This window comes from Oceanobacillus sp. NCCP-135, assembly GCF_059698015.1.
This window is the reverse complement of the sequence record NZ_BAAKSZ010000033.1, coordinates 1-22,947: the sequence shown is the minus strand read 5'-3', so window position 1 is coordinate 22,947 and position 22,947 is coordinate 1. Positions and strand designations below refer to the sequence as shown.

Annotated in this window: 17 protein-coding genes; 13 read left to right on the top strand and 4 right to left on the bottom strand. The window is 36.9% G+C overall.

The genetic code is table 11. The features are described from left to right. Nucleotides 1-14 precede the first annotated feature (14 nt). From AC6HVZ_RS17075 to AC6HVZ_RS17015, 13 genes are all read left to right on the top strand, one after another. On the top strand, nt 15-851 hold the full coding sequence (locus tag AC6HVZ_RS17075) for a TnsA endonuclease N-terminal domain-containing protein (RefSeq protein WP_497559334.1): 837 nt from the start codon (nt 15-17) through the stop codon (nt 849-851). Further along, nucleotides 848-3,016 (top strand): TnsB C-terminal domain-containing protein, encoded by a 2,169-nt coding sequence (locus tag AC6HVZ_RS17070; RefSeq protein WP_497559333.1) that lies wholly within the window; start codon nt 848-850, stop codon nt 3,014-3,016. Before AC6HVZ_RS17075 ends, AC6HVZ_RS17070 begins: the two co-directional genes overlap by 4 nt. Next, on the top strand, nt 2,991-4,685 hold the full coding sequence (locus AC6HVZ_RS17065) for an ATP-binding protein (RefSeq protein WP_497559332.1): 1,695 nt from the start codon (nt 2,991-2,993) through the stop codon (nt 4,683-4,685). The genes AC6HVZ_RS17070 and AC6HVZ_RS17065 overlap by 26 nt, the downstream gene beginning before the upstream one ends. An 11-nt stretch (nt 4,686-4,696) precedes the next feature. Next, nucleotides 4,697-6,565, top strand: coding sequence for a TnsD family transposase (locus AC6HVZ_RS17060; RefSeq protein WP_497559331.1), 1,869 nt, complete (start codon nt 4,697-4,699; stop codon nt 6,563-6,565). Beyond that, complete coding sequence (locus tag AC6HVZ_RS17055) at nt 6,546-8,078, top strand: Tn7-like element transposition protein TnsE (RefSeq protein ID WP_497559330.1); 1,533 nt, start codon at nt 6,546-6,548, stop codon at nt 8,076-8,078. The genes AC6HVZ_RS17060 and AC6HVZ_RS17055 overlap by 20 nt, the downstream gene beginning before the upstream one ends. 272 nt (nt 8,079-8,350) lie before the next feature. Then, entirely contained in the window at nt 8,351-9,082 is a 732-nt protein-coding gene (locus tag AC6HVZ_RS17050; RefSeq protein ID WP_497559342.1) for a lantibiotic protection ABC transporter ATP-binding subunit, read from the top strand. Continuing rightward, entirely contained in the window at nt 9,079-9,831 is a 753-nt protein-coding gene (locus AC6HVZ_RS17045) for a lantibiotic immunity ABC transporter MutE/EpiE family permease subunit (protein WP_497559329.1), read from the top strand. Before AC6HVZ_RS17050 ends, AC6HVZ_RS17045 begins: the two co-directional genes overlap by 4 nt. Further along, nucleotides 9,832-10,587: a lantibiotic immunity ABC transporter MutE/EpiE family permease subunit gene (locus tag AC6HVZ_RS17040; protein WP_497559328.1), complete on the top strand. Its 756-nt coding sequence runs from the start codon at nt 9,832-9,834 to the stop codon at nt 10,585-10,587. A gap of 66 nt (nt 10,588-10,653) precedes the next feature. Next, nucleotides 10,654-11,556: an ABC transporter ATP-binding protein gene (locus AC6HVZ_RS17035; RefSeq protein ID WP_497559327.1), complete on the top strand. Its 903-nt coding sequence runs from the start codon at nt 10,654-10,656 to the stop codon at nt 11,554-11,556. A gap of 64 nt (nt 11,557-11,620) precedes the next feature. After that, a complete protein-coding gene (locus AC6HVZ_RS17030; RefSeq protein ID WP_497559326.1) occupies nt 11,621-12,325 on the top strand; it encodes an ABC transporter permease in 705 nt (234 codons plus the stop codon). A 73-nt stretch (nt 12,326-12,398) separates the two neighbouring features. Beyond that, nucleotides 12,399-13,115, top strand: coding sequence for a response regulator transcription factor (locus AC6HVZ_RS17025; RefSeq protein WP_497559325.1), 717 nt, complete (start codon nt 12,399-12,401; stop codon nt 13,113-13,115). A 2-nt stretch (nt 13,116-13,117) separates the two neighbouring features. Beyond that, on the top strand, nt 13,118-14,050 hold the full coding sequence (locus AC6HVZ_RS17020; protein ID WP_497559324.1) for a sensor histidine kinase: 933 nt from the start codon (nt 13,118-13,120) through the stop codon (nt 14,048-14,050). Nucleotides 14,051-14,087: 37 nt separating this feature from the next. Continuing rightward, on the top strand, nt 14,088-15,215 hold the full coding sequence (locus AC6HVZ_RS17015; protein WP_497559323.1) for a VanZ family protein: 1,128 nt from the start codon (nt 14,088-14,090) through the stop codon (nt 15,213-15,215). 53 nt (nt 15,216-15,268) lie between these two features. Here the strand turns inward: AC6HVZ_RS17015 and AC6HVZ_RS17010 are convergent, their stop codons facing one another. The 4 genes from AC6HVZ_RS17010 to AC6HVZ_RS16995 form a co-directional block, all read right to left on the bottom strand. Then, nucleotides 15,269-17,065 carry an ABC transporter ATP-binding protein gene (locus tag AC6HVZ_RS17010; protein ID WP_497559322.1) on the bottom strand — a complete coding sequence of 599 codons (1,797 nt, stop codon included), beginning with the start codon at nt 17,063-17,065 and terminating at the stop codon, nt 15,269-15,271. A gap of 56 nt (nt 17,066-17,121) precedes the next feature. Next, nucleotides 17,122-18,450 (bottom strand): lanthionine synthetase C family protein, encoded by a 1,329-nt coding sequence (locus AC6HVZ_RS17005; RefSeq protein ID WP_497559321.1) that lies wholly within the window; start codon nt 18,448-18,450, stop codon nt 17,122-17,124. A 46-nt stretch (nt 18,451-18,496) separates the two neighbouring features. Further along, a complete protein-coding gene (locus AC6HVZ_RS17000) occupies nt 18,497-21,658 on the bottom strand; it encodes a lantibiotic dehydratase (protein ID WP_497559320.1) in 3,162 nt (1,053 codons plus the stop codon). A 123-nt stretch (nt 21,659-21,781) separates the two neighbouring features. Next, nucleotides 21,782-21,928 (bottom strand): gallidermin family lantibiotic, encoded by a 147-nt coding sequence (locus AC6HVZ_RS16995; RefSeq protein ID WP_497559319.1) that lies wholly within the window; start codon nt 21,926-21,928, stop codon nt 21,782-21,784. Nucleotides 21,929-22,947 lie beyond the last annotated feature (1,019 nt).

Sequence of the window (22,947 nt, the reverse complement as noted above, 5' to 3'; positions counted from 1 at the left end):
AGGGGGTATATGATTTGGCCAAACGAAAGCGCTCGCAATCAATTGATAAAAAGCTAAAGGACGGTCATGGACAAGGTATAGGAATAGATTATAAACCTTGGTTGAATATTCAGGATGTATCTTCTCTTGGGCGTTCTACCCGATTAAAGGGAATTAAAATTCCAAGACAATATGAATTTCTTTCGGATTTAGAACGAAACTACTTTTACCTTTTAGAGTATTCCGACTCAGTTATTGACATTCGTGAGCAGTATCCACTCCTCCCGATTGAAGAGACATTATTAATTGCCGATGAACTGGGAATTAAACATCCTAGAAATCCCAAAACTCAAGAACCTGTTGTCATGACAACTGATTTTATTGTTACAATTAACGACAATCAAAACACTGATGTAGCACGAACGCTTAAGTATAAAAATGATTTGGCCGATAAAAACGTGCTACAGAAATTTGAAATTGAGCGTATTTATTGGGAACGGCAAGGGGTTGACTGGGGCATCGTAACAGAAAATGAAGTTGATAAAACAATGGCCACAAATATAGCATTTGTTCACGGTTATTCTGACTTGAGTTATATCGATGGTTTTCAAGATATAAGGCCATCTGGGTTAGAAGATTATAGTATTTATCTGATTAGTAAGCTGTTAATCGAAAAATATCCTATAAAAGAAATTGCACGTCAGTTAGAAAATAATTATGGGTTAGTAGCCGGCAGTGGCCTTACACTATTCAAGCATCTAGTCATTTCTAAGGCCATCGAAATATCATTGTTTGATGAAATCAATGTTAATAAAATTATTCCAGTTAAGACAGTCAGGAAAGATTTTTCGGAGAAGGTGAAGGTCATATGATTTTTTACAACCAAGTGTATGAAAACGTCAACAAGCAAGGTAAGAATCGTTTACGGGTGATAGAGATTGATGATCCTTTTGCTTATTATGTTGATCTCCATGGTGATACTACAATGCCAAAAAAAATGAATCTTTCCACCCTCGAAGCTGAGATACAAGCTGAAGTTCTGTTGGCTATTCCTGATCCCTATGCTAAAAGTTATTCAGACAGTGATTTAACACCAAAACAGCTTTCCAAACGTGATGAAAATTGGCGGATTATCTCAGAAGCATGGGAGACTTCCAAAGAAAGGTTATTAGAAAGAAAAACGCGTGAAGCAATATTTCTTGAAATTTCCTCGGTAAATGAAATAAGTAAATTAAAAGTAAAACGTGCTTTTACACGTTTTTGGCAACGTGGTTTAAATAAGAATTCCCTTCTGCCTGACTATATGTATTCAGGGGGTAAAGGGAAGGAAAGAGATCTCATAGGAACTAAGGTAGGTAGACCAAGAAAATATGTTTTATCTAATGACAGTCAGCAAGGCATCAACATTACTGAAGAGGTCAAAAAACAATTTGCACATGTTATAAAGAAATACTATCAAAACAAAAAGCAGATTACATTGGCAGAGACATATGATTACCTCCTAAGGGAATTTTATTCGGATCAATATTACGAGGATAATATGGTGAAATACAAGGTGTGGGATGCTACAAGAACACCTACTTATAATCAGTTTTATTATTGGTTTAAGAAATACGAAGATCCGCAACAAAATATTACCTTGCGTCATAGCGCTAAAGAATTTGACTTAAAGCATCGCCCGATCTTAAGTAATTCCACTTTAGAAACAGATGGACCGGGAACTCGCTTTCAAATAGATGCAACGATTGCAGACATCTATTTGGTTAGTTCATTTGATAGGTCTTTAATTATTGGACGCCCGATTGTTTACGGTGTTATTGACGTTTATTCACGGATGATTACCGGTATTTATGTAGGACTTGAAGGTCCCTCGTGGATTGGTGCAATGATGGCGCTAGATAATATGGTGACCAATAAGGTTGAATACTGTTATCAATTCGGTATTAACATTGATGAAAATCAATGGCCGGCTAAGCATTTACCAGAAATTATTATTGCTGATCGAGGTGAGTTTGAAGGATACTCGGTAGAAAACATGATCAACAATTTAAATATCAAAATTGAGAATACATCGCCATATCGCGGCGATTTAAAAGGTATTATTGAACGTCAATTCCGTACAATTAATGGCAAGATTAAGCGTAAGACGCCGGGAGCTATTCAAAAAGAATTCCGCGAACGCGGGGACAGGGATTATCGTTTGGATGCTAGCTTAAATTTAAAAGAGTTTAAGAAAATCATTATTCATTTGGTTTTACAGCATAATCAAAAGATAATTGAAAAATATCCACTTGAAAAAGGAATGATAACAAGTGGGATAACAGCTACACCTATTAATTTGTGGAATTGGGGTGTTGAAAATAAAAAGGGACGCCTGCAAACTGTCACAGATAGAAGCATATTTAGATTAAATCTATTACCAAAAGGAAAAGCACGAATAACACGGGCAGGTTTAAAATTTAAAAGTCTATTCTATGGATCTGAAAAAGGGATTAATGAACAATGGTATGTAAAATTAAAAAATACAAGTATTGATATAGTATTTGACCCACGTGATATAAGTCAAATCTATATACCCCATTCTGACGGAAGGAATTTCGATGTGTGTTACTTATTAGATTCTAGTGTTCAATATAAAAATGATACATTAGAGGAATTTGAATTCTATCAGGATTTACTTCAAGAAGCAAGAGTAGAGGAATACGCTAACCAAAGAGAAAATACAATTAATGCGGATCTAGCTATTGAGAATATAGTTGGAGAGGCTATGAAAGATAAAAAGCAATATGCGGACAAGCCACTAAATAAAGCTGAGAAATTGCGGGATATAAGATCAAACAGACAAGTTGAAAAAGAAATAAATCGTGAGAGTGAAAGATTTAATTTAGTTAATAAGCCGCGAGATACACAAGGAGATGTAGTAAACTTTCCTGTAAAAGAGGCGGTGGATAATAATTCACCACAGAAAAAATCACCCTCACGTCTTATGCAAAAATTAAAGAAAAAGCGAGATGAGGAATTTGGGAAAAACAAATGATATGGTTATCCTAAAAGGGGAATTTGAGAAAGGCGTTTATAAAGAACAGTCTTTAAGTGAATATACCAATAATCCCTTCATCGAAGCCCTTCCACCTATTTTCAGCGAGGATGATGTGCTGGAAAGATTTATGGTGACTCCACGAATTAGTGACCAAGATAAGTTAAGTGAAACGAACATTCGTTATCATGTGCTAAAACGTGTGAGGAACTTTATTCAACCTTTACCGATTCACTTTGAGGTAGAACGCCGATTGTCTACATTGATCCGCAGAGGATACTTAGCACGAAACCCATTAGATACAACTTTCTTAGAGCGTGTTCGTGTATTACATGAATTGCGTGAGGAAGCTGATATGTCACATAAGTATATTGATGAGCGGCTAAATTATATTCGCTCAACCGCAGACAGCTTATCTATTATCGGCATTTCCGGAATTGGTAAAACAACCGCAATGGAACGTTTGTTGCTTATGTATCCACAAGTGATCAAACATGAGGAATATAAAGGACAACCATTCAATCGAACTCAAATTATATGGCTCAAAATTGATTGCCCTTATGACGGCAGCCTTTCCACCCTGTGTAAAAGCTTCTTTAAAGCGATTGATGACTTGCTGGGAACAAGATATTTGGAAAAGTTCGGTTACTTAAACCGAGTGACATCGACCATGTTGTTGCATATGACGTCTCTGGCAAGTATGTATGGTATTGGTGTTCTTGTTATTGATGAAATCCAGCACTTACTCCATTCTAAAAATGATCAGGAAGAAATGCTGAACTTTTTTGTAACGCTATCTAATACAGTTGGTATTCCGACGGTCTTGATCGGCACTTCAAAAGCACAAAAACTATTCAAAGGAAATTTTAGGCAAGCAAGACGGGCTGCAAGTGATGGAGCAATTATTTGGGATCGAATGGAGGAGGAAAGTGAAGAATGGGAATTCTTCCTGGAAACACTTTGGGAATTACAGTGCTTAAAATCCCATTCAGAACTTACAGAGGAAACGAAAAAGGCATTTTATTATGAGTGCCAAGGGATTACTGCTGTTGCTATAAATCTATTTATTTTAGCACAGGAACGAGCATTATTTGATGAGGATAACTCAAATGAAATTATTACACCAAATGTGTTGAAAAAGACTGCCAAAGAAGATATGCAAACAATTCAACCAATGATGACAGCAATCCGCACTAACAATGTTGCTGACATGATGAAATATGAAGATATCATGATCAATTTGGATGAGGTAATGTTGCATCATAAGCGAAATACAGAAATAACAGGGCGTATTCAAGAAGCGTTTAGGGAACGACAAAATACAATCCAGTATAAGCGCCAAGATACAATCGAAAACTTAAGTGTTGAGGTATCAGCTCTTGGTATTTTTGATAGTTTAAAAGTGAATGACATTAAAAAAGTAGTACAAAAAATAGTTGATGGAAATCCTCTTGATACCAACTTTCATAAGCTTAAATCAGATGTGATTCAACAAGCGATTGAACTAAATGAACAAAAGAAGGAACAAAAAGCTAAGCCTAAAATGAAAAACGCGGATGTATTACCATTACTAATGCTAAGAAAGCAAGCAATGGGCAAAAAGCAACATCCCCATGAATTATTAAAGGCAAATGGTTACATAAAAAATCCTTTGGAAGAGTTTTATTAGGAGGAAATCAAATGCTGTCATTTTTTACGGATCCATACCCAGATGAGTTGATCTATTCTGCAATTGCCCGTTATCACTTTTACAGTGGAAATATTGATTACAAAGATACGTTGGAAGAAGTATTTCAAAATCGCTCTGTAATACCGAGTGTAGAGATTGGCAGCCATTTTCATGCTTTGACCCGACAGATGGGAAATCAGTTTTCGGTAATGAATTTATTAGCAAAACATACCATTTATCCGTTTTACGCCCCGTTCCTTTCTAAACAGCGACAACAAGAGATTATGCATGACGTTCAGGGTGATGGAAAAGGTCTTTATACAAGGCTGGGTATAGTGGCAGGAGGTATTTGCAAGAAAGATGGATTACATTACTGTCCACAATGTGCCCGGGCAGATATCGATAAATACGGGGAACCATACATACATCGGGAACACCAATTACAAGGTATAGACCTGTGCGCACACCATTATTTACAACTAAGAAAATACCCGGATCACTTTAACGAGCAAAGCCGTATCAAGTTTATTCGTTTTGAGGCAAAAAGAATGGATCTTTCTACTCTACAAGAAGTGAAGTCTCCAGATCATTTTGATATTCAGGTAAGGCTGGCAATAATGGCATATCAACTATTAAATGTTGATATTGAGGCAATTTCACGTGAAGATGTCTTTAAAAGATACCGATTGCTTCTTAGAGAAAACAATTTAATTACCACATCAAATCAAATAAGACAAAAGAAATTATTTGAAGCTTTTCGAACAAAATTCCCTAAAGGATTCCTAGTAAAATACGAGTCGGGTTTGAATGAGGAAAATGAATATAATTGGTTAAAAGTATTGACCCGTAATAACAAGCGCCATGTGCACCCTTTGCGTCATCTATTCCTAATATACTTTTTGGGCAAAAATGTACAAGAGCTTTTACATGTTAAAGAGGATGTAGGTCCATTTGGTGAAGGTCCTTGGCCATGCTTAAATAAGACCGCTGATCATTATAAGCAACTGGTGATCCATCATGTAAATATTACAAGGGATTATAAATCAACAGCCCCTATTGGTACGTTCGAGTGTACCTGCGGTTTTATCTATGCCAGAAAGGGTCCTGATCAATCGAGAGAGGATAAGTATCGTATAGGTCGGTTAAAAGCTTTTGGGGATGTGTGGAAGGCCAGATTACATGCTCTAGCAAATAATAGGAATCTAAGCATACGAGCAATGGCTGAAATGCTTGGTGTGGATTCTAAGACAGTGAAAAAATATTTATCCGAGAATGGACAAAAAGATAATACTGAAAGTAAAGGGAATCATCCAATGTTACAGCAATGCCGGCAACAACTGCTGGTAGGGATACAACAATACCCTAATGATTCAAGAACACAAATAAGGGAACGTTTTAAAAGGGAATATATTTACTTGTATCGTCATGATAGGGAATGGTTATTCAAACACCTTCCGAAAAAACGTGGACAGACAGTTACTAATACGATTGTTGATTGGTCTGCAAGGGATGATGAGTATTCTGCAAAAATAAAACAGCTATATAACGAGTTGACGATGTTGGAAAAGCCTGTCAGGATCACAAATTCTCTTATCGGTAAACGGTTAGGGATTTTATCTAACATAGAGAAACATCTTGACAAACTGCCAAATACTAAAAAGCTTTTAAACGAAATCAAAGAAACCGTTCCGCAATTTCAAATTCGACGTTGTTGTAAAATCATAGACCGGATTCTGCAAGAGAAAGAACCGATTGTATTGTGGAAAGTCCAGCGTATAGGTGCTGTTAAATCTCATCATTTTCATGAAGTAAAACCGCATTTAGAGGCGTATATACACATGAAACAGGAAGTGGATAATTATGAGCGTTCAACAAGTTAAAATTAAATGGCCATTTGGGAAAGGAGAAAAGGCAAGGCTAATTTGGGTTGGTGATCCTTTTCGTTATGATAATAAAATAATGCTGTATGCGTACTTTCGTGCAAAGGAAGGTACAAAGAAAATATTACTGGATTGGGGTACATTACCTTGTTTGGCTATCCAGCATTATTATAGTGATGGTGTGATCACCACAAGTCAGCCACCACAAGGGGCACAGGAAATAGACATTACTATTTATCCTAACAGCCCCAAATATTACGAGAGGCCTTGGAAGATCCAGGGAAGTAACGATTCTACAACCTCACGCAGTTTCATATTTCCTTTTGGCGATAGGAATGTCATTTTACCAGTCATTGAAGTGTTACGCAGTATATTAGCACCAAATGGATTTCTTTTATATCGCTTGTTTGAATCCAATTCATTTCCGCAGTTCTTCACGGAAACATACGAACCGAATAAAATTCATCTAAGCTTTTCATCACTGTATGAGTTAAAATACACAAAAACACCGTTTATTTACCAATTGGTTTGGTTATTAACCAATCGTGATTTGCGACAGGTTTATGAAAGCTTGGCATTCACATGGTTGCAAGAACAGACATTGAGGTTTGAATGGAGTTTTACACAGCCCATTACTATCACAGCACGTGTAAAGGAGAAAAATAATACATGGACCGTTTTACAGATTGTTAATGTGAAAAATAAACATATTCCTTATGAAAATATCTCCATTTCGCACCCTGACATACAGGATAAAGAAAGGTCGAAAGAAGCAAAGAAACATACATATCGTTCCTTAAATAAAAACGGTGACGAAGAAGGATTTACATTAGATGAACAATTAGATGGAGCTACTGAGGATTTTGATTTAGTACAGATGAATCAATTAGGGCATGAATATACTTCTGTCCCAAAGGTCAAACGAATAAAACGAGGATCTTTAAAACAACGAACGGAAGAGGATGAGAATACAAAAAGATACTATGGTGAAGATGATTTCATTCGTTCTACGGCAGATAGTGGTGGCCAACAACTGGCGAAAGGGTTGGGGCATCAAATGCTGCATGAAATTAAGGCGCAAGGGGAGTTGAAGGATTTTATCAATGTCTTAAAGGTATTGGAGCAACATCCGGAGGTAAGGGCAATTCGGGCATTTACAGATGTATTGCCAGAAGGTCTTGGGGAGAGAAAATATACAAAGTTAAGCGACGGTATTACCAAAAGGGGTTACGTAATTGCTGAAATATTTATGATGAATGGTAATCGTTTTAATATTATTGAGGTGGAACGTGAATATCGTCCATTGTCGACGATTGTTCTATCTTCGAATTCCGAGCAAAATTGGGATTCTATATATAACCATTTGCTTGTGGGTCTTGTTAGTGCTTGTGGAACGTGGACCAACAAATTAGTAAATTCAATCACAAATAAGGGTATTAGCGTTGTCAAATCGAAACATAGCCGTAAAGGGATTAGCCATCGAGCTGCACTTTTACTAAATAAATTGTTCTAAAGAGAAAGGCATTGTAAAAAATTATTATTAGGATATTAGTAATTCCATTTTAACCAGATCAATTTTTGGTCTAGTTGTTTTTATGTCTTCTCCATAAATCCTGGTATCGTAAAGTAGGTCTTGAGTTGGAACCTTTTTCAGGTCTTTTAGTTCTGCCTTGTCATCTGTAAGGTTTTTGTAAGGAATTCTTCAACATGATTTAAGAAATGCTTTGTAAAATGAAATTAATTCAGATTTAATACTTTAAAATGACAGGAGAAATTGAAATGAAAATGAAGACAATAGTCGAGACGAGCAAGCTTACTAAGCGTTTTCGTGAACAGGAAGCAGTAAAAGCTCTGGATATAGAGGTTTTAGAAGGGAGAGTATATGGATTACTTGGGCCAAACGGTGCTGGTAAAACTACACTTTTAAAAATGCTTGTAGGTCTTCTGCATCCAACCTCCGGAAAAATTAACCTTTTTGAAGAGTCCTGGCAACGAAAGAGCTTATCCAAAATTGGAACACTAATTGAAAATCCTGCACTCTATGGCCATTTAACTGGTCGGGAAAACCTTGAAGTCCACCGTCGCTTGCTTGGATTGCCAAAGCGACGAATTAATGAAGTGCTTGAGATCGTTGGTCTTCAAGATGTTAGTCGTAAAAAAAGGTCTTCGCAGTACTCACTTGGAATGAAACAAAGATTGGGTATAGCGATTGCTTTACTGAATCACCCAAAACTTCTTATTCTGGATGAGCCAACAAATGGCCTTGATCCAATGGGCATCCGTGAAATGCGTTCTTTGATTCGTTCTTTTGCAGAACAAGGCATAACAGTAATTTTGTCTAGCCATATACTTGGGGAGGTATCACAGATTGTAAAGGATGTCGGCATTATCAGTCAGGGGCAACTTCGCTACCAAGGATCACTTGAAGCGTTGATGAATGAAGGTAAGGATGGAGAAGATCTTGAGGATATTTTCTTACGATATGTTCAAAGTCCTCAGGGGGGGATGTATGTATGATGGCACTTATTCAATCTGAATGGATGAAATACCGCAGGGCATTGTCAATATGGTTCATTATAGGCGGACCATTCCTTTTGGCACTGGCACAGTCTATATTTAATATGATAAGTCCATCAAGTGCGACATGGGATCATACGTGGATGAACGTCTTTAATTGGTGGTCGGTTCTAGGGATCCCATTTGGAGTTACATTGCTTGTGGCTGAATCTGTTTCGTATGAAAGGCGTTCGGGGGCTTGGAAGGTATTGCGTGCTTATTCGGTTAATCCTGGGAAATTATATCTGGCAAAATATGCTGTATTAGCTGCACAAACTTTCATTGCTAGTGTACTTTTTGTCCTGTTTGTATGTTTGTTGAACTTCTGGCAGGTATCTGGAACCTTCCCATGGCAAGAAGTGCTATCTGGATTTATTGTTGCTTGGTTGACGGCATTAGCACAACTCGCCATTATGTTATTGATTGCCAATGTTTTTGGATATGGAATAACTGTTTGTATTGGATTGGTTGGCTTGGTATCCGGGGTAGTAATGGCAGAAATGTCCTTCTGGTTGGTTAATCCCTGGGGATGGCCAATACGCACACTAGAACCAATTTTAGGTTTCCATGCAAATGGATTACCCTTAGAAAAAAACAGCCCATTTTGGGATTTAAGTGTTATTCCAAATGCGATTGTCCTCAGTATTGTTGGCTCTGCTGTCCTATTAGCGATAGGGGCGTTTTGGTTTAAGCGTAGGGAGGTACGGTAGATGATTAAGGCGGTTCACTCGGAATGGTTAAAATACAAACGAACTCCAATACTATGGCTAGTTATAATTCCTCCCATCTTGGTAGTGCTTATTTCAACCTACTATGCCTCCCTTGAGCCAGTGGACTCTAATACATGGATTAAAATTTTTAATATCACTGGACAGGTTTGGTCGGGGGTATGGATTCCTTTTGGCTGGGGTCTTATTTCCGGATTAGCTGCAAATATTGAGAATTCCTCGGGTAAATGGCGTGGTCTACGTGTAAGAGATAGGGCCCCTGGAATTCTATATGGATCAAAACTTTTGGTTTTAGTCATGCAAACCTTTTTCAGTACACTTATACTAATTGTTATGATGTATTCATCGGGCCAAATTCTGGGGATTCCACATGGATTTCCCCTACAAGAATTCATTTTTGCCATAGGCGTAGGTTGGATTGCGGGACTTCCACTGCTATTCGTTTCCTTATGGCTTGCTGAATCATTTGGTTGGGCAATATCTACTGGATTTGGAGCCATTGGTATTCTAATAGCATCGATTATTGGGGGGACTACTGTAGGTGGTGGAGTCTGGACGTATGTTCCATGGTCATGGCCAATGAGACTTACCTATATTGCACATGGTTTGGTAACAGAAAATCTTCCTAGTAGCTTTTCTATTATTACTTTTTGGCTAGTACTGCTTGTTGCGGTTATTTTATGTGTGATAATTGGGTTAGCCAGCGTTCAGTGGTTTCAACGTAGGGAAGTAAAATAACATGTAAGGACTTAGTGTATCGTGTTTGAATTACTTAACAAAAATGAACAGGGAGAGCATGACCATATGCTTCAAACAAAGAACTTAACAAAAATTTACCGAACGAATACAGTGGTTGACCGTGTCAACTTGAATGTTGAACGTGGACAAATTTATGGATTGTTTGGAAGAGGTGGTTCAGGGAAATCGACTATTTTAAAGATGATCATGGAGACAGTTTCACCAACTTCGGGTGAAATTAAACTTTTCGGGGAACTGTCCCCGAGAAAAACGTATTACTTGTTTGAACGAATTGGATTTATGGGGGAAGAATTAGGGTTTGCTCCAAATTTAACTGTGTATGAAAATCTTGAGTTACATCGACGGCTAATGGGTATTCTTGAAAAAAATAGAGTTTCCGAGTCAATTAAAATGGTTGATATGGATAATAGGAGGGATACCCGATATTCAGCTCTATCCCTAGGTATGAAGCAAAGGTTGGGTATTGCACGTGCTTTACTTCATAGACCGGAACTACTTTTGTTAGATGAACCAATGAATGGTCTCGACCCGGTGGAAATTAAAACTGTTCGCAGTTTATTTCAGCAACTAGCCAATACTAAAAATATCACAATTGTGCTGACTAGTCATTCAGTAGATGATCTACAACACATCGCAACTCATATTGGAGTTCTTAGTCGGGGAAAGTTGCTTAGTGTAATGGAACATAGGGAATTAGTAGAGAAAACACGCCAATTTCTTTATCTTAGGGTGGATGATGATAAAAAAGCCTCTTTTTTATTAGAACAAGGCTTGCAAATTACAGATTTTAAAGTTCCAAGGGATGGAATCATTCAAATTTATGAACAATTAGATCATGCGGCGGATATCACCCGTACGCTTGTAACAAATGATGTAAACGTTAGCGAATTAAGTGTTTCAAAGGGATCCCTTGAGAATTATATTGTTGAATTAATAGGTAACAGGTAGTGACGGAGCCGGTTATTTTATCCAGTTAATGGTGGAGGTTGAGGTAATGCTAACCCAGATATATATGGAATTATATAAATTTAAACGTTCTAAAATATTATGGGCTATTATTGCTTTATTGACAGTTCATTTGTTTTGGAGTTTTTTACAAGGAAGTACGCAACGCCTAAACTGGAATGAATTTTTAAACGCGCAATATATGAATTTATGGATTCATCCTGCTTTTTTTACCTTTTTAACAGGTTATCTTTTTGTCCGCGATTATGAGGAAAAGGGTGTTAGTAATTTGTTTGCTTATCCATTCAGTCGTGGCCAGTGGTATTTCGCAAAATTAATAACCTCATTTCTAATTATTGCACTAATATTACTTGCATCATTCGGGATTGATTTGGCTACAGGTTTATTATTATTGGCGCAACCATTATCATTCTCTATTTTGATACATCAATTGGTGCTGTCAATCGAGGTAATCCTCTTTTTCGGTGCATTAAGTCCAATTTCAGCAATGATAGGTATTTGGTTAAGAAAATATGCCTTATGTTTGGGGGTAAGTTTATTTGTCCTATTTATAAGTGCTCTTTTTGGCACCATACCGAAATATATCACATTGGATCCGTGGTTATTACCATATCTTTTTTCTCATTATCCCCAAAACCTATCGAATATCTCCCCATGGATTCCAGGCGTTTATGTTTCAGTGATAATGATTGTTTTTAGTGGCTTATTGGGATATCATCACTATATAAAAATGGATGTTGTAGACAGATAAACTTTTCCTATGGAATACAGAATGGAAGATATAGAAAAGAATAATGTAAAAACTTTAGGCGAGGTGAATATTGATGGAGGTGGTTAACCTTTTAATCGTAGAAGATGATGAAGAAATAAGACGATTGGTAACACGTGAACTTGAAAAGGAAGGTTTCCATGTCGATGCAGTTGGGAATGGTGACGATGCCTATACTTATTTTACCCATCGCAATTATGCGCTAATTATTTTGGATTTAATGCTTCCAGGCATTGATGGTTTTGAAATACTACGAAGAGTTCGAAGCAAGCAACAAATTCCAGTACTTATTTTGTCTGCTAAAGATGAAGAAACAGATAAAGTAGTGGGACTTGGTCTAGGTGCCGATGACTATCTTACCAAACCCTTTTTAATTGGTGAGCTTATTGCACGTGTGAAAGCCCAACTACGTCGGTATTTATATTATCAGCCAACAGGTGAAGAGGGTACATCTTCCTTGTTACAGTACCACGGTTTGGAATTAGATTTGCATACATTTGAGGTAAAAGTAGAAGGGTTGACTAAATCGTTAACAGCTAAGGAATTCGCTGTACTTAAAAGCCTAATGTCTGAGCCTCATCGTGTCTTCACGAAATCACAGCTTTTTGAACGGGTATGGGAGGAACCTTTTTCCTCTGATGTGGATGAAAACACTGTTATGGTTCACATTCGTAGATTACGTAAAAAAATTGAAAAAGACCCTTCAAATCCCAAATATATTCAAACTGTTTGGGGAATTGGCTACCGATTAGGTAGTAATGATACGAAATGATAATGGGATGGATTGTCTCTGTGGTACTTGCAATTATATGCGTTTTTATTATTGTTCGGCATTATCATTACACACAGCAAGTTCGTAAAATCAATTACACATTAAAACAAATTATGCAGAAAGATCAAATAAATGCATACTTTCGACTTAGAACCAAGGAACAGGAACTGATTCAACTTGGAAGGGCATTAAACAATCTTATTGATCAAATTGATGCCAACAATGAACGGACTAACCATTTAGAAAATGTACATAAACAGATAATGACGCATATTGCCCATGACCTTAGAACACCATTAACATCACTCTTGGGATACATTGAGGTACTGAAAGAGGATGATTCTCTCTGTGAAGATACGCGGCAGGAGTATTTAAGTATTTCATTTCAAAAGGCACAACGGTTAACAAAACTCATTCAGGATTTTTTTACACTGGCTAAGTTGGAAACGGGTGACACTAGGATTACGTTTCAAAAAGTCAATTTAACTGTGAGATTGCAGGAGATTCTTGTTAGTTTTTATCAAGACTTTTCAAATCTTGGCATTGAACCAAAAATTGAAATCCCAGATCAATCTGTATATGTATGGGCTGATCCTAATAGCATTGAACGGATTTTAAATAATTTGATTTCCAATTCACTCCGATACGGCAAGGAAGGCGGTGAGGTTGGAATAGCAATGTGTAAAGAGTCAGAAAAGGTATGGGTAGATGTATGGGATTGCGGACAAGGAATTTCAAAAGTCGATCTACCCTACATTTTTGAAAGACTCTACACCGGGGAAGCTTCTCGTAGTCACCATTTGCAGGGAAATGGTTTAGGTTTAAGTATTACAAAGCAGCTTGTGGAAAAACAACATGGAGAAATATTTGTAACGAGCACGCCGTATCAGAAAACGGTTTTCTCGTTTTATCTTTTGATGTCGGATGAAATGTAGGCTTCAAAGATTATATACAGGTAAGGAGGAAATGGGAATGGAAACTTATGTTTTTTCAATTGAGAAGGCCTTTATAGCCTTTTTATTTGTTGCTATGATCCTTACTATTCCATTTTTGATATTTAACTATCGAAAACACGGCTACGTTAACAAGTTTCGTGTGTTTATTACATTTTCATTTTTATATTATTGTATCTCCGCCTTGTATTTAGTGATTTTACCTTTTCCATCAACAAGGGATACCTGTTCTTTACAGGCACCTGGTACTGTCCTTTATAATTTTGTTCCATTTACTTTTATTCATGATATTTTGAAGGAAACAAGTGTAAGTTTGGCTGTTCCGTCTACTTACCTTCATTTATTGACTGAGAGAGCTTTTCTCCAAGCTATATTTAATTTTATCCTGCTGTTACCGTTGGGTGTATATGTAAGATACTTTTTTAAGTATAAAAGGATTTGGGTTTCAGCGATTATCGGATTTTCTGTATCTTTGTTTTTTGAAATCACACAGGGGACAGGTTTATATGGGCTGTACAATTGTCCTTATCGTCTGTTTGATGTAGATGATCTTATGTTAAACACGGGTGGTGCAATAGTAGGCTTTCTTATTGCCCCTATTTTTCTTTATTTATTTCCGAGCAAAGGGAAATTAGATATTGGTGTGGATTTAGGGGAAAAGCCAGTGTCACTTGTTCATCGGTTTTTGGCATTTTTCCTTGATATGGTTATAGTGAATTCAGTAATCTCATGGATTAATCTTACTGTTGGTCAAACGCTAGAAAGCTTCATATATTTTCCAATCACCTTTTTCGGTGTTTATTTTCTCTATTTCATTATCCTTGTTTTCCTTACAAATGGTAGAACTATAGGCATGTACATTGTTCGTCTAAAAATTTCTGGGCAATCCAGCAAACTAAGTTTCAAGGAAATTTTGATTAGAAATGCGGCCCTTTATTTTGGTTATGGTCTATTGACATATTTGCCAATTTATATAGTTATGCGGACGGAGACGGATCATAATGTGAAATTTTTAGGGATATTTTTTGTTATTGTCATTCAAATTTTATTTTACTTTCATTTTATTTGGAGACTTACTCACCAGAAAAGAACATTTTATTATGAACTCCTAAGTGGGACAAGAATTGAACGAAAAAGAAGGGGATAGCTTTCAAAAGCTTTGTCCCCTTCAAAATTTGTATATAAACTGTTTATTAATACTCAATGTGAGGCTCTAACGGGTTCATCATGACTAGATTTGGAATTTCCAACCTGCAGCTGTTGAATTGCAAATTCGCGGTACATATCGTGCATTTGATAAAGTTCTTCATGGGTTCCCCTACCAGTGATAACCCCGTCCTCAAGAAAAATAATTTGGTCAGCATCTACCACAGTAGAAAGACGGTGAGCAATTACTAGTGTTGTTCTGCCGTTCATAAGATTATCCAATGCTTTTTGCACATAGATTTCAGATTTGCTATCAAGGTTAGATGTAGCTTCGTCAAGCATTAAAATTTGGGGGTTTCTCAACAAAGCTCGTGCAATGCCAATTCTTTGGCGCTGTCCACCCGATAATTTCATACCTCTTTCTCCAACTTGTGTTTCGTACCCTTTAGGAAATTTGTTAATGAATTGATCGGCATAGGCCATTTCCGCAATCCTTCTTAATTCAATATCATCAATTTCCTTGTCAAGACCATAAACAATATTATCCCGAATTGTTCCATCAATAATCGGGCTTTCTTGTGAAACATAACCAATATGCTGTCTCCACGAATGGAGTGAAAAGTTATCAATCGGTTCTTTTCCAAGCTTTATTGCACCTGTTAATGGCTCATAATATCTAACCAGAAGTGAGAAAAGGGTGGTTTTCCCACCACCGCTGGGACCAATAATTGCGGTTATCTTTGCTGGTTCAGCCCGAAATGTGATGTTATTTAATACCGTCTTATTGTTTTCATAAGCAAACGTTAGATTTTCCACTACAATGGGCTCAATAACATTCTGCAACTCTTGTCCTTTGTTGAGATCCCTTTCATTATTATTAAGTGTCAAAATAATTCTTTCCGTAGCTCCTTTGGCCTTTTGTAGTTGAGTGAACATCGAGGTAAATTGCGTCATTGGCATGAAAATTTGAAAAAGATACAAAATAAATGCCGCAAGCTCACCAGCCGTCAACGCTCCAGAAGAAACCTGCATTCCCCCGTAACCAATAATGATAACAAGAAGAACCATACTAATAAGTGAGGTTAACGGGGAAATCAATGCTTGAATCTTACCTTCACGTATGCCAAATTGAAATAGATTTGTAATCCCTCTATTTCCATTGTTATATTCCATTGACTCTGCATTCGAAACCTTGACTAGGCGAATTTCCGAAAGTACTTGGCTTATTAATGCAGTAAATTGAGCCAATTCGTCCTGGCGACTTTTTGATATTTTATACATTTGCCTTCCCAAAGGAATAAGGGCGAAAAGTGACAATGACGCAACTGTAAGCATAATTAAGGTCATTTTCCAATCGAGAATAAATAAAACGATAACGGATCCAATAACCGAAACAATTCCAGTGAAAAAGTTTGTTAAATGATTTGTTATAATTCCCTTAACAACCCCTGTGTCACTTATCATACGACTAATCATATCACCGGTTTTGTGATTATCATAATAAGGAACAGGCAAGATAAGAAACTTTTTCCACAAGCGATTTCTAAGTTTGGCGACAACATCTTGGCCAACATGGTTTAGCAGATAAATAGACAAACCACTTACAATTGCTCTAACAATAAAAGCAGAGGCCAATAAGACAATTGTAATCGGCTTAAAGGAATCAATTGAGAAATTATCAATTAGGTTTTTGGTGAATAACGGAATTATTAGGCCAACAAGGGTTGTGACCACACTCATAGAAATGGCAATGATTAGCCTTAATTTTGATGGATGGGTCGCCCTTATAAGATCAATAAATTGACGCCACCCATTCGGATTGAATTTATTGTCCATTTGTTTTCTCTCCATTTTGGGTTTTTCATATACAAATACAGCAGACCGCGCATCCTGAATGATAAATTGGTTCAGGCAATGAGAAATGGGTAATCCCAGGTATGTTCTTTCTCCGCAGTTACAGATAGTAAAGAAAGGGCAATGCCAGCTACTCCATCTAATAAACCAGCTTTATTTATTGGAATGTCGCCCTCCATGTCTCTAAAGCCAAAGGCGGATTCAGGTTCATACTCTCTTAGTAATCTATCAAGTACGATTTGTGTATAATCAATGAAACGATCCTTGTTAGAATTCTGGGACATTCGTATAGTTAATTGCAACAATCCCGAATACCCATGACAAAAGGTAGGGCCATCTAATCCCCATTGTTCATCTGTCCTTGAAAAAATTGCATCAAATCCTCTTTCGCCCCATTTGCATAGCCGATCATCTTGGAGTGATTGACCAGCTAAAAACAGTGATCTTGAAACGCCTGCGGTTCCATAGCACCACGCATCCCTCGTTTTACCCAATTTTCTCGATTCTTGAAAGGTTTCTTCTTCAAATGGAATCATCATCGGCCAAAGTAGATCATGTTCATCTTCCCATGCATGGTCAATCAACCATTTAGAAATACATTGTATTGCTTCTTTTTGACCTTCTACCTCAACACCTTTTTGCAGTGCAATACTCATTAATGCAAGGGGCCCTGGAATCCCATGGGATAACCCACAGTTGAAAGATCCATTGGGAAATCTGCTCTTGTCATAATCTGTAAATTGATTTTCCTGAGGAATGTACCATCCGGGTACAGTATATCCATGAACCTTAATGGACTGTGTTAACTGTACAAAGTGCCTTAGAATATTGGATAATGCTGATCTAGCCTTAATATCAGATTTTAATTCAAGTAGATATCTACCGACACCTGTAATACCCATAATCACATCATACCAGGCAGGGGATACTCCCTTTTTGTTGGAATGGGTCACCTCATTCAGGAGACTATTAACTTTATTGATCATAAGTTCATTCAACTTTGATAAAAAGTTTGTATATCTTGTTCCGGAGCGAGAGGCAGATAGTACAGCAAATGCTATACCGGAAAGCCCACCAAACATGGATATATTATTATGGTACCCATGTTTTTTTAAACCTTCCTGTAGAGCCAATAGATGTTTGTGGGCAATTAAATCCCATCCATCATTTGGATATAAACGATCCCACTCGGTAAAAAGAAGAATGGTTGCTGGATAACCAGCAGATAATGTAACATCATTCCAAGGGTGCCCACCAATCATTGAAAGATTGTTAGAGGCTGTCACCACTTTTTTTACTTGGATAGGGTCTCGCAATCTATTTGTAAGTTCCAAACTCAAATTTCTTATAGTCTCATTTTTCTCTGTTAGTAAGTTCTTCACAATAATTCCTCCTGCCCTTGGGTAAAAGCATAAAACCTAACCGCTATTACTTTCCCTGTTTCTGATATTGCACCAAGCTATAGATTGTATGTCTTGCAAATGCCAGAGACTTCCTTTCAAGTTCACGATTGGTGCCTAAAAGGCGGTTAAAATGCATATGAATAGTACTTGAAATAATGTTAGAAAAATCATTCCAAACGTTGTTGCCTTGCTTAACAATTTCCATTTTATAGTTTTGAAGGCTTTCGGCTCGTTTTTGAAACGCTTGGACTATCATTTTTCCATTTTGTTTCTTAATAAGGCCGGTTCCGTTGGTGGTAAAAATACTCATTAATTCACGCCGCCAAGGCCGGAAATCTTTCCTATAACTGTCTTTATCAATCCATTGATTTAATAAGTCCAATTGTTCCGAAAAGGACAGATTGAATTGGGTCATGATATTTATTGCACTAATAGCTGCAAGGATATAATTAGGAAACTCTGTTTTATCGTACCGTAACAAATAAATCAAAGGAACCGTGGCCTTACTATCGAAATAAAAGACCTTCTCGGCTTCAGAAATCAATGCTGGTCCACCATATCGTTCCACTTCACGCTCATAGGTATCAATGGTCATTTTTTTAATAAGCCCTTCATTGACACAACCATGACCCCATTCATGTAAAGATGGCAATAGCTTCTCCGTTAATTTATTCGGATCACCATTAAACCTTAAACGAATGTGTGGGTCGGGATCCCTGTACCTCATAAAAAACCAGTTTGTAGCATAACCGCTTTGGATTATTTTTTCGGAAAACTGAAACAGTTTGTTTGAGATCAATTCATCTTGCCTATCTTTTCCACCGTATAGTTTAATAAAAATCCATTCACTGCCAGGAAGCTTCATTTTGTCCTCAATAGAATAGGATTTTGTTACTGGCGATACCCTGTTTGGAATAATGTTTCTATCATTTTTTTCAATCTGAAAAACGCATTCTGTTTCATAGTGGTTTTTAGTATTTATAATTCCTCTTTCGTCAAATGTGTGTAACATCTCATGCAGCGTAACAGCCTTTTTTGTTAGAATTTCATTTTTTATTTCATCTACAAATTCATACTTTTCTAAATCTAGGAGTATGCGATTGTCCGCAAAAACCATGTAAACATGTTGGGGAACACCCCATTTTTCGCGCCATTGTTTAAATTCGACACGCCATCTTTCATTGTCTTGAATTTCATGTGATGTGAAATTAGCAGCATATAAGTGCCACTTTGCTGGTGATAGAATTGTTTGATTATATCGTAATCGTGGCAAAAAGGTTAATTGCTCAAGTGTTCCCCATTCAAAAGGCTGCCAACTGCTCACAGTTTCAAATGTAAGTTCGCGCATAAACCGATAGAGGTGGGGTGACGAACTAAAATTTAACATATGACCAGCAGTGACCACTATTTCTTTACCGAGTGAACGGGATTTCAAATACAATCTATCTTGATTTGCGGATACAAATATATCATCTAAGGTTAAAGGGATTTTTCCATTAGCATTATTGGTACCTATAGCAATCTCATAATCTCTGGAACTAGGAGTAAGCATTACATTTGCTGTTCTACCATACTTTGGGATATATGTAGCCTCGGCAAACACTGTATCCGGATGATATTTTTGCTGATTTTCTTTCACCTTTTTCACATCATTCTGGGTTTTGTCATCAAACATATCCAAGAAACGTCCAAAGGATAGTCCGGCCTCATAGGAACCTGAACTTGGGTTAACAACAATAGTAAAATTCCCATTATCTACTGCTTCCGAGGAAGGGGCAAGTATCTCTGCGAAAATCTCCATTGAATCAGGGGCTTCATTTGTATCCTTTTCTTTAACAGCAAGTTGTTCGATAAGATCATCCGTTAATTCTAACTCCATTTCCTGATTGATTAGGGTGGCTTCTATCTTCTCCATGAGAATACGCTCTCGTTCAATCAACTTCTGTTCTTTTTGCGGGCTTATCGGACCTTTTTTTGATTTAGATTCCAAATAAGATGGCGGAACGCCGAGGCCTGTTTCCTCATTCAATAATTCTAAAATTGGTATATCACAAGAATCTCCATATTTTTCAAGGAAATTGAGATGGTATTCTCTTAAATGCGAGAATCCTTTTTCCGAGGTGGAGAGTTTCCACAATTTTTCTCCAACCCGTGCAATTTCTTCACCGATAGCATTATTTAATTCAATCTTTCCATTTGAAAGAGATAAATCAACCTGGGTAGTTGATTTTGACTCTCCATACTTTTTCATATAATCTGTCATTTGGTAAAAGGTGTCAGTGCCTTGTCCTAATAAACATGCGTCATATTGTTCAGTAAAGGAAAGGACTTTGTTCAATAGCTGCTTCTCTTCATCTGCACCTTTTATAGATTCCAGTTGCATAATGACATATCTTAAAGGTGAGGAAACTGTTAATGGGGGACGAAGCTCACTAATTAAAAATTCTTTTGAAAATAATGTCCATAAGAATTTTTCGATAATCCTTTCATCGGCCTCGCCTTTATACTCAGTGAGTAAATTATTTATTAACTTATCAAATCCTATAGGATTTTTAGACTGTTCGAGTACCAATAAAGCAGCTGAGGTAGCCTTGACAGAAATCTTGTTTTTTTCCGTACCTTCTTGGTTTTGGGCTTGTCCCGCAAAAGTCGGGATATTCAATTCTAGCCGATTGCCAGCATGTTGAACAGCATGATTCCTAGTAACTCGAAGCTGTTTAACGATATCAATGCGTTGTTCTAAACGATGAATAATAGAAAGAAGCCATTCCATATCAGGTCGTGTTCGTTTTTGAAAATATACAGGGGATTCCATTTCTATGCTTGTACCCTCTGAAAACTCACCTACTGCGACACCAGCAAATAGGCCAAACGGGGTTGGGCGTGAAGCCATCCGGGAAATATATTTTAAAAGACTGGAAGCAACTTGTTTCGATTTTTTATCATCTGTGTTATCATTTAGTCTAGTAAGTGATTTGTGTAAACTTGGGCTCGCCACAGCGATGGCTTCCCTAATGTATTTATCTTTGAGCAAATCGTTTAAGGATGTTATGAAGGAATCGCCACTTTTAATTTGTTCAAATGTTTCCAATGATAATAATGGTCTACGTACCATAAAAAAAGGAAGCGTACTATATAACAACGATTTTTTAGAAGTGTTTTGCCTTCTTTCTTTTATTTTTACCATATATACCATCCTTTCTTGATAGTAAATTTGTCTAAAGGGTGCATAAACTGGGAACAATAAGCATAAATTAGGTTAGAAGAAGAGAGGGTAATACTCTCTTCTTCTCCTAGTTGTGTAACCCTGTTATGCACATGCAAAGAAACAACTAGTGCACAATGTGGCTGTGTCGCCACATCCTGGTGTACACAGAAATGCACTTGTTACTTGAGGCTCAACGTCCTCGCTGCCACCTTCCAATGCCTGTACATCCAAATCAAACTTTTCAGGCATGCAAAGCAACCCCTTTCTAAATTTATTTTTAAAATACTGTGATCCGTGGTAAGATGTACAGTATTTTAAAGCATAATCAAGTGGTTGTTCTAGGGTGATAAAAGTCTAGGTAAGCGTTTACATCTTCCGGCTGATAAGTTCGGTATAATTCGATAATTAAGGAGATAAAGAATGACCCGTATAGGAATCGAACCTATGTCTCCGCCTGTAAAGGGCGACGTCTTTTCCGCTTGACCAACGGGTCAGATCATGAAGTTATTCTCACTAAAGTAAAAGTTTAGTGACAATATTTTAAATAGGGTCGCTATATTTATATAATAAACCTTCCAAATGTTAGAATTCAATCGAACGTTATTCCTAATTTGAAGATGGTTCTTTGGACCTTAAATGATTCACGTTAATGAGCTATACTATCCATTTTTAGGTGAAAAAGAAGAAGGAACACCGGCGAAAGTCTTGGTTAAGAAGATTGGCTAGTTCATTTCACCGGAACGACTTGTCAGCTGGAAGGTCCGGCTCTTTTAATGGATATTTTCCCACGTTTATATTAGTGTATTATGGAACATTCTGCTAAATAAAAGGAGGAAATCTATCAACATCATGATTGAATCTAAAATTAGGCACTTCAGATCACATAGGGAGTATTCAAGGGTTTGTATTGAAGATGGTGGATACAAACAATATTATTTAAACTAGGAGAATTGTATTTTGAAACTATCAATTTTTTATTGTTTTAAACCGTTATCAGATGAAACAAATGACTGGGGATGGTTTATGGTGGACTTTCAAGATTAAAAGGTAGAAAATGATCAAACTTTTTTATAAAAGTGTATACTAATTCATAGAAGAAGAATCCATTTTGATCAATCTTTTTTCAAAAAGGATTCTTTTTATTTTGCCTAAAATGAAGTTCTACGGGATATTTTTGATCAAACTTTATTTCAAACCCACAAGTTTTTGTGGATTTAAAATAAAGTCGCGATGTTTATAAAAAAGTTGCGAAGATTTACCCCTTTGGA